Annotated in this window: 14 protein-coding genes and 4 tRNA genes; 12 read left to right on the top strand and 6 right to left on the bottom strand. The window is 46.1% G+C overall.

The window, feature by feature from the left end; genetic code table 11:
- Window positions 1-36 precede the first annotated feature (36 nt).
- On the bottom strand, window positions 37-570 hold the full coding sequence (locus H6A34_RS02035; protein ID WP_205103139.1) for an outer membrane beta-barrel protein: 534 nt from the start codon (window positions 568-570) through the stop codon (window positions 37-39).
- A 204-nt stretch (window positions 571-774) separates the two neighbouring features.
- On the opposite strand from H6A34_RS02035, the gene kdsA reads away from it, so the two are divergent.
- From kdsA to cls, 3 genes are all read left to right on the top strand, one after another.
- A complete protein-coding gene (gene kdsA / locus H6A34_RS02030; RefSeq protein ID WP_021948324.1) occupies window positions 775-1,530 on the top strand; it encodes a 3-deoxy-8-phosphooctulonate synthase in 756 nt (251 codons plus the stop codon).
- Between the two features lie 98 nt (window positions 1,531-1,628).
- Window positions 1,629-2,597, top strand: coding sequence for a KpsF/GutQ family sugar-phosphate isomerase (locus H6A34_RS02025; RefSeq protein ID WP_205103138.1), 969 nt, complete (start codon window positions 1,629-1,631; stop codon window positions 2,595-2,597).
- 76 nt (window positions 2,598-2,673) lie between these two features.
- Window positions 2,674-3,936, top strand: coding sequence for a cardiolipin synthase (cls, locus tag H6A34_RS02020; RefSeq protein WP_205103136.1), 1,263 nt, complete (start codon window positions 2,674-2,676; stop codon window positions 3,934-3,936).
- 9 nt (window positions 3,937-3,945) lie between these two features.
- Here cls and H6A34_RS02015 read toward each other — a convergent pair whose 3' ends face one another.
- Window positions 3,946-6,159 carry a tetratricopeptide repeat protein gene (locus tag H6A34_RS02015; RefSeq protein ID WP_205103135.1) on the bottom strand — a complete coding sequence of 738 codons (2,214 nt, stop codon included), beginning with the start codon at window positions 6,157-6,159 and terminating at the stop codon, window positions 3,946-3,948.
- Window positions 6,147-7,064, bottom strand: a complete 918-nt coding sequence (locus tag H6A34_RS02010; RefSeq protein WP_205103133.1) for an ABC transporter substrate-binding protein — start codon at window positions 7,062-7,064, stop codon at window positions 6,147-6,149. The genes H6A34_RS02015 and H6A34_RS02010 overlap by 13 nt, the downstream gene beginning before the upstream one ends.
- A 396-nt stretch (window positions 7,065-7,460) precedes the next feature.
- Between H6A34_RS02010 and radA the strand changes: the two genes are divergently transcribed.
- Window positions 7,461-8,876: a DNA repair protein RadA gene (gene radA, locus H6A34_RS02005; protein ID WP_205103132.1), complete on the top strand. Its 1,416-nt coding sequence runs from the start codon at window positions 7,461-7,463 to the stop codon at window positions 8,874-8,876.
- Window positions 8,877-8,965: 89 nt separating this feature from the next.
- Here radA and H6A34_RS02000 read toward each other — a convergent pair whose 3' ends face one another.
- From H6A34_RS02000 to H6A34_RS01990, 3 genes are read right to left on the bottom strand one after another with little or no spacing between them, the layout of a single operon-like run.
- A complete protein-coding gene (locus H6A34_RS02000; protein ID WP_239480723.1) occupies window positions 8,966-9,547 on the bottom strand; it encodes a TlpA family protein disulfide reductase in 582 nt (193 codons plus the stop codon).
- 11 nt (window positions 9,548-9,558) lie between these two features.
- Complete coding sequence (locus H6A34_RS01995) at window positions 9,559-10,497, bottom strand: ribose-phosphate pyrophosphokinase (protein WP_021948317.1); 939 nt, start codon at window positions 10,495-10,497, stop codon at window positions 9,559-9,561.
- Window positions 10,498-10,529: 32 nt separating this feature from the next.
- On the bottom strand, window positions 10,530-11,117 hold the full coding sequence (locus tag H6A34_RS01990; RefSeq protein WP_021948316.1) for a thiamine phosphate synthase: 588 nt from the start codon (window positions 11,115-11,117) through the stop codon (window positions 10,530-10,532).
- 499 nt (window positions 11,118-11,616) lie between these two features.
- Between H6A34_RS01990 and nspC the strand changes: the two genes are divergently transcribed.
- From nspC to H6A34_RS01950, 8 genes are all read left to right on the top strand, one after another.
- Window positions 11,617-12,789 carry a carboxynorspermidine decarboxylase gene (nspC, locus tag H6A34_RS01985; RefSeq protein ID WP_205103131.1) on the top strand — a complete coding sequence of 391 codons (1,173 nt, stop codon included), beginning with the start codon at window positions 11,617-11,619 and terminating at the stop codon, window positions 12,787-12,789.
- A gap of 110 nt (window positions 12,790-12,899) precedes the next feature.
- A tRNA-Gly gene (locus H6A34_RS01980) sits at window positions 12,900-12,972 on the top strand.
- 43 nt (window positions 12,973-13,015) lie between these two features.
- Window positions 13,016-13,097, top strand: a tRNA-Leu gene (locus H6A34_RS01975).
- Between the two features lie 27 nt (window positions 13,098-13,124).
- Window positions 13,125-13,208, top strand: a tRNA-Leu gene (locus tag H6A34_RS01970).
- A 23-nt stretch (window positions 13,209-13,231) separates the two neighbouring features.
- Window positions 13,232-13,304 (top strand) — tRNA-Gly (locus H6A34_RS01965).
- 25 nt (window positions 13,305-13,329) lie between these two features.
- Complete coding sequence (locus tag H6A34_RS01960) at window positions 13,330-13,875, top strand: hypothetical protein (protein WP_021947242.1); 546 nt, start codon at window positions 13,330-13,332, stop codon at window positions 13,873-13,875.
- A 66-nt stretch (window positions 13,876-13,941) separates the two neighbouring features.
- A complete protein-coding gene (locus H6A34_RS01955; protein WP_021947241.1) occupies window positions 13,942-14,346 on the top strand; it encodes a single-stranded DNA-binding protein in 405 nt (134 codons plus the stop codon).
- Window positions 14,347-14,389: 43 nt separating this feature from the next.
- On the top strand, window positions 14,390-14,998 hold the full coding sequence (locus H6A34_RS01950) for a 4'-phosphopantetheinyl transferase family protein (RefSeq protein ID WP_205103129.1): 609 nt from the start codon (window positions 14,390-14,392) through the stop codon (window positions 14,996-14,998).
- The last annotated feature ends 13 nt before the right edge of the window (window positions 14,999-15,011 follow it).

Here is a 15,011-nt window from a genome sequence, read left to right as displayed (position 1 = left end):
TCAATGTTCCCACCTTTTTTGTTAATATGCAATTCATTAAAAATTGTAGTAGACACCGAACGTGATGTTGTTGCCGTCAAGGTTTACGCCCCATTCACTTGCTTTGGGACCGTCGTCTATGCCTTTAACCTGCTCCCATCCGAGAAATCCAACATGTGCAACCAAGCTGAATTTGTTGAGTTTTACTTCAATGCCAGGTTTCAAGCCGATAGACCATTGGTTTGCGGCGCCGTTGTAATGTTTGTATCCGAAGCCACCGTCACAGAACAGGTTGACAACCTTGCTATGGAAGAAAGTGTAACGTGCATAAGGATTAATTTCGAACGTATGTACGGCATCTGAAAGTCCGCTTAATTCAGCTTGTCCTTTAGACCATCCGAACATTACTCCGGCAGCCCAGTCGTCATTAAACTTGTAACCAACTTCAGGGAGTAACTTGTAATAAGTTTCACTGTCGTCGCTCCAATCGCTGTCGACACTTGAAATACCAACATTACCACCTACATAAATCTGTGCGCTTGCACATACCGCAAACATTGCGGCAACGAGAGTCATGTAAATCTTTTTCATAATCTCTTTTTTTTGTTATACAATCAATTACTTCTTTTTACAAATGACAATTAATTGTCGATTGCGTGTGCAAAGTTATCAATAACGTCCAAACTTCCAAATTATTTAATGATGTTTTTGCTCTCCACCGGTAATATGTGTTAAAAATTTGGAATAATCGGACAATTTCAATAACTTTGCAACTCAAAAAGTAAAACTTTTAAGATGAAACCGGTTTTCATTGCAGGCCCTTGCGTTATAGAGTCGCAAGAGTTATTAAATAATGTAGCGGAACGCTTGGTCAAACTCAATAATGAGCTTGGCATTGATATCATATTCAAATCTTCGTTCGACAAGGCAAACCGTACTTCCTTGCATTCGTTTAGAGGCCCAGGATTGGAGCGTGGGCTGCAAATGCTGGCGGACGTGAAGGATAAATATGGTTTACGCATTCTTACAGATATTCATGAGAGTTGGCAGGCAGGCCCTGCAGGTGAAGTGTCAGATGTAATACAGATTCCTGCATTTCTTTGCCGGCAGACAGATTTGCTTGTTGCCGCAGCCCGTACGGGGCGAGTGGTAAATATCAAGAAGGCCCAGTTTCTTAGCGGTAGGGATATGGTTTATCCCGTTGAGAAGGCTCGTGAGGCTGGAGCAAAGGATGTGTGGCTGACTGAAAGGGGCAATATGTACGGATATAATAATCTGGTAGTAGACTTCAGGAACATTCCTGATATGCTTGAAATCGTGCCTACTGTCATAATGGACTGTACCCATAGTGTGCAGCGTCCCGGAGCCGGTGGAGGAAAAACGTCCGGAGATAGGCGTTTTGTACCGTCAATGGCGCTTGCAGCTAAAGCCTTTGGGGCTACAGGATATTTTTTCGAGGTGCATCCAGATCCTGATAATGCTTTGAGTGACGGTCCAAACATGTTGTGCTTGGATGATCTTGAGTCGTTAGTCAAGAAAATCGTGTTGTAGTGAAATAACGGATGTATGAATTAACAAGGTCGTAAGGTTGCAGACTTATGCCGAACATAGATGTGCAGGAATAACAATAAAAAACTTGGTATTTGAGAATGGAAGCAGAAGAAAGGTTGAAGCATGTACGCGAGTACGCCGGACGTTGTATAAAAGAGGAGGCACAGGCCGTATTGGACTTATTGCCACAGTTAGACGAGAACTTTGACAAGGCAGTAGGCTTAATGTACAAGTGTCGTGGTAAAGTAATTGTTACCGGTGTAGGCAAAAGCGGGCATATAGGAGCTAAGATTGCTGCTACTTTATCGAGTACTGGTACGCCTTCATTTTTTATCAATCCCCTTGATGTCTTTCACGGAGATTTAGGCGTGATGACAAAGGATGACGTGGTATTGGCTATTAGCTATTCCGGGCAAACGGATGAACTGCTGCGGTTTGTTCCAATGGTTTTGCATATGGAGATACCAATAATAGGTATGAGCGGTAATCCTTCGTCGCTTTTGGCAAAATATAGTACCGTTCATATTAATGTACAGGTGGCAAAGGAGGCATGTCCGCTGAACCTTGCCCCGACGAGCAGTACAACGGCGGCTCTTGTCATGGGTGATGCTTTAGCTATAGCCCTGATGGAAGTGAGGGATTTCAAACCGAGGGATTTTGCCCAGTTCCATCCTGGAGGTGAGCTTGGCAAACGCTTGTTGACGACGGCACGTGACGTAATGCGAACCGAAGATATGCCGGTCATTCCTCCAACAATGCATCTTGGCGAGGCTATAATACATGTGAGCAAAGGTAAACTTGGACTTGGTGTGGCTGAAGTTGATGACAAAATCGTAGGACTTATAACTGACGGAGATATTCGTAGAGCTATGGAGAAATGGCAAGCGCAATTTTTTGACCGTACCGTTGCCGATATAATGACGCGTAAGCCTAAAGTTGTTCCTCCCTCAATGAAAATCAGTGATATACAGAGTATAATGAACAAGTACAAGGTTCATTCCGTTTTGGTGGTGGATGATGACAACCATCTTCTTGGAGTCGTCGACCATTACAGCTGCATGTTGTAAACAGGCAGAATTTATGGCGGGCAGGAGGTGAAGTTTTTACTTCCTTTTCCGCCTTACGATAGGTAATTAGTATGATATGAAAAGATTTGTTTTAGCGATATTGTTTGCTGCTGTCTGCTTGTGCGTAAGTTCGCAGACATCCGATTCAATAATTGTAGATTGTCTTCGGGATGAAGGAGTCAAGTTTTCCGATAATAATTCTGTAACGTTGTTGATGAATGGTCAGGAGAAGTTTGACGACATGTTTGAGGCAATATGTCAGGCGCGGAGCAGTGTGCATCTTGAGTATTTCAACTTTCGTAATGATTCTATTGCGTCGTTGCTATTTAATATACTGGCAGACAAAGCCAAGGAAGGCGTGGAGGTTAGAGCCTTATTTGACGGTTTTGGCAATGATTCAAACAACAAGCCTTTGAAGAAAAACCATCTTGAGAAAATAAGGGCTAATGGAATAGAAATATATGAGTTCGACCCGATTCGTTTCCCATGGGTAAATCATGTGTTCCATCGTGACCACCGTAAAATCGTGGTTATTGATGGTAAGATTGCTTATACAGGAGGCATGAACGTAGCTGATTATTACATAACCGGAACGGAACAGGTCGGTGAGTGGCGCGACATGCATTGTCGTATTGAGGGCGATGAAGTGAATACATTGCAGGCGATATTTCTCAAAATATGGAATAAGGTGAGTGGACAAAATGTGCACGGCGCAAAGTATTTCCGTGGATTTCACGGTGCCGACTACATTACTGGACTGAAACCTGATACTTGCGGTAGCGCAGGACGCAAAATGGTTGGTATAATCAACCGTGAACCACGCACGACCAACGGCATTATCCGCACTTTTTATACGGAAGCTATCAATAGTGCAAGGGACAGCATAAAGCTTGTCAATCCGTATCTTACTCTTAATCCGACGCTTAAGCGTGCATTGCGCAAAGCCGTAAAGCGAGGTGTTAAAGTTGAAATCATGGTATCAGAGAAAAGCGATATACCATTGACGCCCGATTGCGTTTTTTATAATGTACATAAACTAATGAAACATGGGGTGGACGTATGGATATATAAAAATGGTTTCCACCATACAAAAATCATAATGGTGGATGGGCGGTTTTGTACTGTTGGCAGTGCCAATCTTAATGCACGAAGTCTTAATTTTGATTATGAGGAGAATGCCGTGATTGTTGATCCTTGTACAACAAAGGAACTTGACGAAATGTTTGAGCGAGACAAAAAACACTCATTTAAGCTTACAGAAGAGATATGGGACGAGTGGCGTACTCCGTGGCAGAAATTCGTTGGATGGTTCGCCCATTTGCTTACGCCATTCCTTTGACGGCCGCCATTATTCTGTGGCGCCGTCAATGATATCCGCCATAAGGTGGATATCGGTATCGTTAATTCCATGTTCGTACAAGAAATCTTTGTCATTGGCGAATTCGTAGGATATTTCATGTTCCCTTTTTGGTGAATGGATATTACGGTTTGCCATGAAATTCTTGAATCGGTTTATTGCTTCAGGCGTGTTTCCTTTCAGCCATTGGCAGTATCCGGCGTTTAGCCAGTCTCCGTTTTCTACGTCGTTGTCAGCCGTTAATCTATTGTATTCTTTTTCCGCCTGTTCATATTTGCCCAGCCCCATAAGAGCCCACGCAAGCACACGCTTTACCGGCATTGAGTCAGGGCATTCGATGTCGAGACGGTAAAGCATGTTTATGGCCTCGTCATATTTTTTTGCTTTTGACAGTGCGACGCACATGTTCAATGCTACGGTTGTGTTTTGTGGCTCGTTGTCATGTAGCGTTTCGTAGCATTTTGCGGCGTTCTCATATTGTTCGCTCTCGAAGTATGATCGTGCGAGGAGCAATAGCACGCGCTTGTTGTCTGGCTTTTCCGCATTCAGTTCCTTGAATATTTGAACAGCCTTTTGTGGCCGCTTTGCAAAGTTCAGTTCGTATAGACCGTTTATGAGGCGCATTTTTGAATTGCCGCCATCGGCAAATTTTGCCATAATATTTTTCAAGGCTTTTTCGTTCCTGTGCTTTATCATGAAATAGCATAGGTCCGGAACCAACTCATGTAAACCGGTGCCGTCAAACAGGTTGTCGGTAATGAAAGTGAAGTTTTCGCCGTCAAATGGGTTGACGAGTTGTCCACGTTGCGGGAACAGCCTGAAGAACCTGTACATGTCCTGCAGAATCATGCGGCGTATATATGCCGGTTTTTGTTGGTCTTCATGGCTTACGGCAGGTCCTAATGCTTCGGGCGTGTTTAGCATTTCCTTCATATTGTCCGGCAGTCTGCTTATTACAGACGCGACGGCAAGCGTAAATGAGTATTTGTCACTGTCGCAGAAAGGGCCGTTTTTAAGTATGTTTATTAACAGCGGTGTATCTTTAAGGTTGCCTGCTGTTTGGCTAATTTCAGGGTGTTCTATGTAGAACGGGCAGAACCAGTTGGCTACGTTATAGAAAAACGGAAAGCGTTTCATTTGCGAGAAGCCTCCAAAGTATATGTCAGAGCCGGCTTTCTGCATGTTCATCATCTTCTGGAAACTTTCTTCCATTTTCTCCATTGCGCGTTCCGAGGCTCCGGGGTCGAAAACGTCGGCCATCGGGTCTTCATCCTTTTCCGTAATTCCGAAGCGTGTTATTTTGAGGTTGTTGTTCTTCATCAGTTCCGGCATTATGTCACGCCTGATGGTGTCGGTGTCCTGTTCGGCGTTCATGCAGTATATAATTTGTTTCTGCAAGTCTGCCAGCTCGTTTACCACGCTTTCGTCTTCGAGTGCTTTTGCCACGATATTTTTCATTTTCGGCAATAGCCTTGTGCGTGAGGAGAGTGCGAATACCCATCCTACAAGTGCCCGTTGGCGCACTTTTTCATCTGTTGAATTAAGGTATAGATGTACTAATATTTCGAATTTATTTACGTCCATGTTGTTCATCGTCGCCAGCGTCAGCGCGCTTACCAGCAGTTGGGCGTCTATGGTGTCGACGGTGGGTGACATCAACAGTGTCTTGAAAAATTCAGAGTCATGCACGGACCATTGGTGTGACACTATGATATTGCAGAACAGTGACTGCATGAAATCGTTATGCTTACGGTACAGCTCCTTGCTCTTTTCCGTGCGTGTCGCTTCGGCTTCAAGGCTCAGCATAGCGGTATCGGCTACGAATCCTTCCAGTTCGGCTTTGACGGTTTCGTTGGAGAACTTGTTGTTCATGGATTTCCTTAACGCCTCAATGAAGAACTCAACGTGCTGTGTACGGTATGTAATGAACATGTCGCAGGCAAAGCTGTATAGCCTGTCTGTCAGATTATTATATATGTCGGCGCGGTGCGGGTCGTTGAACCCACGCCGCATGTAGTCAAGCATTAGATTGTAGTCACCCTCGATATTCTCAAGTTCCTCGTCATACATCATGTGAGGATAGGTGTCGATAAGCGAACGTACGCTTCGTAGCGCTGGTCCCAGTTCGCGGTTGTCGAGTTTCCTGAATATGTCGTTTATTTGTTTTATGCCCTTGTTGTCCATGTCTGCTGTCATTTTAGCCATTTATCGGCGGTTTCGATGTCTTTTTGGCGTGGAGCCTCTGCGCGGCGGAATTTAATTTTAGGTAGTGCGTTGACGGTCTTTTCGTCCGTGCCGCAGTATTTTTCTATAGTCCGTGCGTAGTGTTTCAGCCCGTTTTTGTTGATTGAGTCGCAAGCTGCATTGTATCCTTTCATGAATACGTCAAGCTGCTGTTTCCTCCTTTCATCCTTCATGTCCTTCTTTCTGAAGGCGATTACGCCAAGCCACATGTCCTTGTCCCTGCTGTCCATGAGCACCGGATTCTTGTAAAGGCGCGCCGTTGTGGCCTGTGGCTCGGGCAGCAGCACAGCGTCCATTTCGTTGTTCATGAGCATTTGCAGTCTAAGGTTTACGTCGTTAATCTGTACTTTGAATACGTCTTCTGATTTTAGTTTTGCACTGTCTACCGCATAGTCGGCGAGCAAGGCCGTAGCCGAGAAGCGGGCCATGGCTATCATCTTGTCGTTCATCTGGTTGATACGCCTGATTCTGGCCAGCCTGTTGCTTACGAGTTGCCAATACGTGTTCGTGGCTGCGACATAGTCAAGGGCTGTTCCTTTACCTTTCATCCATTGCCCGCGTACTATGTCGGTTATGCATCCTTCTATTGCGCCTTTCATCAATGCCGCGTCACAGTCAATCTGCGCCTTGAACGGTTTGAGCCTGATGTCGGCCTTGGTCGAGTCGAACAGCCCGTAATCCTTGGCGACGTATATTGGCAGGCAGTCGAGTGTCGGCATTACGCCGATTTTCAATGCGAGTGAATCTTCACGGTGCAGCCTGGCCTGCTCGGCCCTTGACAACCGTTGTTTTTCCTCGTACGATTGTCCGCATCCAGTCATGATGACGGCTGCCAACAAGAAAAAGACAATGTATTTGGTTTTCATGTTTTTACCTTATTAAAAAGGGCAGCCCAGCGTTTTACAACCGAGTCGCCCTTCAGAGTTTATTATTAATGTGCGATATTAGTCTGCATCATTCAACGGTGGTGCAAAGTTAATGATTTATTTTGTAACTCAAAAAAATATTGTTACTTTTGTAAAACAAAATGGGTGAGGAGTAATTATTGTCATACATAATACCGTACGTTTTGTAAAAGACCGTCATTCGCGTTGTAAAAGGCCGTCTTTTGTAATGCGAAACACGGCCTTTAGCCTTGCTAAAGACGGCCTTTTGTAAAGGGCCTGGCGGTCAGGGCGTAGCGCCGCGGGTGTTGATGCTCCGTAAGGACGGCTGTATGATGAAGATTGTTCTTTGTTTACCATCGTTTATTCAATGTATTTATGGCAAAAGACAAGATAGCGTACGTATGCTCTAATTGCGGTCAGGAATCATCAAAATGGGTAGGCAAGTGTCCCAGTTGCGGGCAATGGAATACGTTTAAGGAAATACGTGTCGCTCCTGAAAGCGTAGGGCAGAAGGCCGCCGCCAACGTTGCGGCCACGTTAAGGGGCGGCAGGCGTGAAGGTAAAGCACGTCCGATGGCGCTTCATGAAATATCGGCCAATGACGAACCGCGCATTGATATGCACGACGCCGAGCTTAACCGGGTACTCGGCGGAGGACTTGTGCCGGGGTCGATTGTTCTGCTTGGCGGTGAGCCTGGTATAGGAAAGAGCACGCTAACGCTACAGACGGTGTTGCGCATGACCGACCGCCGTGTGTTGTATGTCAGCGGAGAGGAGAGTGCCCACCAGCTGAAAATGCGCGCGGAACGTATAGGCAAGAGGGTTAACAATGATGTCGGCAGCACTGACGGGCGCTGCCTGATTCTTTGCGATACGTCGCTTGAAAATATTTTTGCCACGATACAGGAGGCAACTCCTGACATCGTGGTCATAGATTCGATACAGACAATCAGCACGGAGACCGTTGACAGCTCGCCGGGCAGCGTGACACAAGTGCGCGAATGTGCGTCGGCACTGCTGCGTTTTGCCAAGTCGAGCGGCATACCTGTAATCCTTATAGGGCATATAAATAAGGAAGGAACATTGGCAGGGCCTAAGATTCTTGAGCATATCGTGGATACTGTAATTCAGTTTGAGGGCGACCAGCACTATATGTACCGCATTCTTCGCTCAACCAAAAACCGTTTCGGCAGTACCTCGGAGCTGGGCATTTACGAAATGGAACAGGACGGACTGCGTGAAGTGTCCAACCCTTCGGAGCTGCTGTTGACACAGGATCATGAAGGGCTTAGTGGCGTGGCTATATCCTCGGCGATTGAGGGCGTACGCCCGTTTCTTGTCGAGACGCAGGCGCTTGTCTCTTCGGCCGCTTACGGAACGCCGCAGCGCAGTGCCACGGGCTTTGACCAGCGACGGCTCAATATGTTGCTCGCAGTACTTGAAAAACGCGTTGGATTTAAGTTAATGCAGAAGGACGTATTCCTCAATATAGCGGGAGGGTTGCGTGTTACGGACATGGCCATGGACCTGAGTGTCATTGCAGCGGTGCTTTCGAGTAACGTTGACACGGCGATAGAGGCCGGATGGTGCATGGCTGGAGAAGTTGGACTGAGTGGTGAAGTACGCCCTGTCAGCCGTATTGAACAACGCATAGCCGAAGCCGAGAAACTCGGTTTCTCGAATATAATAATACCTAAATACAACCTGCAAGGGCTCTCCCGCAGTAAGTTCAACATAAATCTCGTGCCCGTACGCAAGGTGGAGGAAGCGCTAAGGGCTTTGTTCGGATAAATGAAACGCCGTGTCACGTATTTCGGCTGGATGTCGAATAATGCGTAACACGGCGTTTTCTTGATGCCGTCATGGCGTGTCCAAAAGTTTTAACGTTGCGTATCTGTTGTGCCTGAATGGCCGAGACGGCTTGCGATGAATGTCGTTAGGTCGTCTCCCCTGAGTCCGGCAGCGATAACTTTGCCCGTATTGTCAACGATAATTGTGAACGGAATGGCCTGTATGCCGTACATTTTCGCGGCGCTGTTGTTCCATCCTTGCAGGTCGGACAGTTGTGTCCACGTCATGTTCATCGTGCTTACTGCGTCAGCCCATTGTTCCTTATGCTCGTCAAGGGATACGCCGATAATGCCCAGCCCTTTATCTTTGTAATCGTTGTATGTCTTTACAAGGTTGGGCATCTCCTGTCGACACGGGCCGCACCAACTGGCCCAAAAGTCTACAACGGTAATCTTGTGTTTTGCGAACTCGTCAGTTACGGATACGTCATTGCCGTTGATGTCGGGCATGGTGAAGCTTATCCTTAACTCCTGTTCGTTGTTTGCGGAGCGTTGCGCCGTGTCGGCTTGTGTCGTACCGGTAGTGTTCTGGCTTTTTGTCTTGCCCTGTTGGCATGCCGATGTCAAAGCTAACGTTACGGCCGCCAAGGCTAATGCGTGGCGTATCTTCATGTCTGATGATTTTATACGAGGTATTGCGAGCTTATGCTCTCGTTGTTTACAACGCGGCGTATTGTCTCGGCAAACATGTCGGCTACGGACAGTTGCTTAACCTTTGCGCAGCGGTTGGAGTAGGGGATGGAGTCCGTGAATACCATCTCTTCAAGGGCCGAGTTCTGTATTCTCTCGCTTGCCGGGCCACTCATTACGCAATGTGAGGCGCATGCCCTTACGCTCTGGGCGCCAGCCTGTTTCATGATGTCTGCAGCTTTGGTTATCGTTCCGGCCGTATCTACCATGTCGTCTATGATGACAACATTCTTTCCCTTAACGTCGCCGATTATCTGCATGCTTTCGACTACATTTGCGCGGGCGCGTGTCTTGTTGCAAAGTACAAGCGGACAACCCAGGTACTTAGCGTATGTATTTGCACGTTTACTGCCGCCAACGTCGGGAGAGGCAATGACAATGTCGTCGAGTTTCAGGCTGAGGAGATACGGCAGTATTACGCCTGAAGCGTAGAGATGGTCTACGGGAACGTCAAAGAATCCCTGGATTTGGTCAGCATGCAGGTCCATGGTGATAAGGCGGTCGATACCTGCTACCCTAAGCAGATCGGCAACGAGCTTGGCACCTATGCTTACGCGTGGCTTGTCCTTGCGGTCCTGACGTGCCCAACCAAAATAAGGAATCACAGCGTTGATACTCTTGGCGGACGCACGTTTGGCGGCGTCAATCATCAACAGGAGTTCCATAAGGTTGTCAGAATTAGGGAAAGTACTCTGTACGAGGAACACGTCGCGTCCGCGGATTGACTCCTCGTAGGACACGGCGAACTCGCCGTCAGAGAACTTCGTTATTAGCAGATTGCCCAACTGGCAACCCAGACTGTTGCAGATCTTTTCCGCAAGGTATCTCGTGTTTGTGCCCGAGAATACCATGAAAGAGTTTTTTTCACTCATTTTGGCTTATTGTTGTTTTGTTATTTGTTTTTTTATGATACTGCTTTCCTAAGTTTCTCGAAGTGGCTTATCAGGTTTTTGTAGTCCTGCTCGTTATGTATGTCGAATCTGCTCCACAGGTCTTTCCCTACGACCACTCCACCGAATCCGAGCTCGCGCGCCTCCCTGATATTGTCCATGCTTACGCCGCCAAAGGCATAGACGTGTTTGTCTATCAGTCCTTGACTGGCAGCGTATTCCAGTTCTTCACGGCCGCGGGCGTTCTGCCCGAACACATTGTCAAGGAATACATATTCCGCCTTTTTCTTCATTGCGCCCAGCTCGTTTATGTTATGGCATGTGCGGCTGAACTTTCCTTTATAGTCTTTGGGTAATTCTTTACCGCTGTCGTCGATGTGTATTCCTGCCAGTCCGTATTCGTTCTTTAAATAATAATGGTCGTGTACTGTTATCTTGCCGTATGATATTTCAGGAATAAGTGACAGCAGGCGTTCTGAATACATTGGTGAAGCTCCGGGCTTGTAAAGGTGCAGGTTGTCCATGCCCTCCTCGAAAAGAGCCGTCAAAATCTTGTCTTCTTCTACAAAGAATGTAGGTTGGGTAATTATAACGAGCTTCATCGCTTTTTTCTTTTTCCAAATGCAAATGTATAAAAAAAATGATAAACGTACAATCTATTAGCTAATAAAAGTTGTTTCGTATGCCTTAAAATGGGGAAAAGATGTTGTTTCATCTTTGTTTTACAGTGTAGTGTAACGTTTTTTGTTGTTTGGCGGTGTGTTTACGCTTTTTATTTTGGCACTGTAGTATGACTTGCCGGTGCGTCGGTAGGCCTGTACGTAAAGAGGCTTAATGCCGTTCTTTGTAACATATTGATACTTAGCGTGTTGTGAAATTCCGTCTTTTACACTGCAAAACATGGCGTTTTATAGGATGATTGACGGCCTTTCGGTTTACATTTTGCCATCTTTCGGCACGCCAGGCGTTTGTAAAAGTATGAAGCCGTGCGGTGTGTTATGTTATGTCTTTTACCAAGTGTTATGGAAATCTTATTTCCGTTTTATGCCGTAATAATAAAAAAATGTGTAAGTTTGCACTGAGAAAATACAATTGCAGACAATGAAAGTAAACTTGAATACATTTGATGGACTTGCCACTCCGTGTTACGTTCTTGAGGAAAGACGCCTACGGCGCAATCTTGAATTGATAAAAAGCGTGGCAAAAGCGGCTGACGTTGAAATAATATTGGCATTCAAGGCTTATGCTTTATGGAAAACATTTCCGATATTCAGGGAATATATCTGTTCGACAACGGCAAGTTCGCTGTATGAGGCGAGGCTCGCCAGCGAAGAGTTCGGCAGCAAGGCGCATACCTTCTCGCCGGCATATACCGATTATGAGATTGACGATATAGCCCGTTGCTCAAGCCATCTTACGTTCAATTCATTGTCGCAGTACGCCAGGTTGCACGACAGGGCGAGACTGGCGAATGACTCGGTGAGCTTTGGCCTTAGGGTGAATCCTGAGTATTCGGAGGTGGGCACCGCTCTTTACAATCCGTGCGCTCCCGGTACGCGTTTCGGGGTTACTGCCGACAAGCTGCCCGACCGGCTGCCTGACGATATAGACGGTTTTCATTGCCATTGCCATTGTGAAAGTGGGGCCGACGTATTCGTAAGGACATTGGCCCATATAAAGGAAAAGTTCTCAAAGTGGTTCGGACAGTTGAAGTGGATAAACTTTGGCGGCGGACACCTTATGACCCGTAAGGATTATGACATACCTTTGTTGGTAAAAACACTGAACGACCTGCACCGGGATTATCCTCACCTTAATATAATACTGGAACCCGGCAGCGCATTTGCATGGCAGACAGGTTCGTTGGTGTCGCAGGTGGTGGACGTGGTGGAAGACCGTGGCATAAAGACGGCAATCCTGAACGTAAGTTTTACGTGCCACATGCCTGACTGTCTGGAAATGCCGTACATGCCGGCTGTGAGGGGTGCCGAAGCTATCGAAGGAGGCTGTGGCGCTGAGGCTGCGGAGCCATGTGTGTACAGGCTTGGCGGCAATAGTTGTCTTTCTGGCGACTTCATGGGCTTGTGGCGTTTTCCGGCAGAATTAAAAATTGGAGACAATGTGATATTTGAGGATATGTTACATTATACGACGGTAAAAACGAATATGTTTAATGGCATAACACACCCTTCTATTGCTTTGGCGCATGATGACGGAACGCTCGAAATGTTGAAAGTATATGCTTATGAAGATTATAAAAATCGTATGGATTGAAAGATTTTTTCATCAAAAATGAAAAAAATATCGCAAAAGTTTTGCAGGTTTAGAAAAAAGCCGTATCTTTGCACCGCATTTAGAGAAATGCTCCTTTGAACAGGAAATAAGCGGCAATAGCTCAGTTGGTAGAGCGCGACCTTGCCAAGGTCGAGGTCGCGGGTCCGAGTCCCGTTTGCCGCTCAGACATTCTGAATAAACAGCGTGGTGGAGCTATTGCTTCTATGCCCAGGTGGCGGAATTGGTAGACGCGCACGTTTCAGGTGCGTGTGTTTCACGACGTGCAGGTTCGAGTCCTGTTCTGGGCACTATTTATTCAGAATGAATTTTATGTTGGAGAGGTGGCGGAATTGGTAGACGCGCTACTTTGAGGGGGTAGTGAAAATTGTTTCGTGGGAGTTCGAGTCTCCTCCTCTTCACACATTATATTTTATTGTTTTAGGCGGCAATAGCTCAGTTGGTAGAGCGCGACCTTGCCAAGGTCGAGGTCGCGGGTCCGAGTCCCGTTTGCCGCTCTTCTTCAAATCGAAAAATACAATCATGAACTTATATTTAAGATACTTTGATAAAGAGACATTGGTAACCAATGTCGAAGACGCTATTGCTTTTTTATATTCGATTGATGAGATAGGAATGAACCCTGACTTGGAGCGTGACATCAGGGAATATGTTGCAAGCAGCGTATATTATCCTAAGCGTTACAAGATACGTCCTCGTGTTTATTTTATCATAATAAAGACCGAGGCTGCCACTATGCTTGACTTTAAGCAGAAGAAGGCCCTGCGTTCCAACCTGCATGCAGGAGAACAGCGTGACGAAGTTTCTCCTGCATTGGCCCGGCTGACAGAGGAACGGCCAGGGTGGTATGAAGGAACTCTTGATTTCAAGCGGGTAGTGCTCGTTCCTATCACAGGTAAACATGAGTACCGCGATACCCATTTTGTGGTAAACTGTAAGGCTATGTCAGGTCTTGACTGTTATAACCGTATGGTAGAGCATTTGCGAGGCCGTGTAGATAGTAGAAGCCAGTTCCCCTCTGCGAAAGGCAAGAATTTCAAGTTCAAGTATCTTGGACTCTGGAAGTAGATTTTAACTTGGCTATATATTTGCATAGCCGGCGTGAACTTATGAACACATAAAACTGCTATCTTCATGAATAAGATAATGTTAATCGGCAATGTAGGCAAGGAGCCGGTGGTTCGCTATTATGACCACGACCAAGCTGTAGCGACTCTATCGCTGGCAACGACTGAGCGTGGATATACATTGCAGAACGGAACTCAGGTGCCCGACAGGACTGATTGGCATAATATCGTGCTTTATAGGGGATTGGCTAAGATCGTGGAAAGATACGTTCATAAAGGGGATAAGTTGTACATAGAGGGGCGTATCCATTATCGGTCGTATGACGACCAGAAGGGAATACGCCATTATGTTACCGAAGTTTATGCTGAAAATATGGAGTTGTTGTCTCCAAAACCAGTTCGTACTTCCACGCAAGAGCAGGGAACGGTGGCTGAAGATAATGTCCAGACAGACAATGAGGCACCATTTTAAACATTGTCGGTAAACGTACAGTTTGTTTTTGTATAATTGATATATGCCGCTGATTTCTGTTGAAGAAGTTTTGCCAAACGTGCGTTTGGGATTATGGAGAATAGAAGAAAGCGTCAATACTTTTTTTTCATTATATCCGGATTTAGAGGTCCTAAAGGGCGAAATTGACGGCTACGGCTCTGTTCAACGTCGTCTTGAAGTGCTCGCGGTGCGTGAGCTGTTGTATTGTATGACTGCAAGCAGTGTCGAGTTGTATCATGATAAATCCGGGAAACCGTTTCTTTCCAATGGCGTGAATATTGGTATCAGCCATACGCATGGATGCGCCGCAGTCATAATGTCACCCAGTAATAGGGTGTCGGTAGACGTGGAATATATCAGTGAAAGAGTAGGGCGGGTAGCGCAACGGTTGTTAAGAACAGACGAAAATGCCGTTTCTTTAGTTGAAAAATTACTTCATTGGTGCACGAAGGAAACTTTGTATAAGTTGTATTCAGAAGATAGTTTGTCTTTATCTGAAATGCAGTTATTATCCATTGATGGTAATGAACATAATGGAATAATAACTGCAAGGAATATAAGGCGCAATGCAACGGCAAACGTACATTACCGTTTGTTTGACGGTTTTGCGCTTACTTACGTGGCTCTTTAGTCTTGTTGTTTTT

It is taken from the genome of Marseilla massiliensis (assembly GCF_016899855.1).
GTDB lineage: Bacteria > Bacteroidota > Bacteroidia > Bacteroidales > Bacteroidaceae > Prevotella.
The sequence above is the reverse complement of the archived record's forward strand: the minus strand, read 5'-3'. Positions and strand labels throughout refer to the sequence as shown.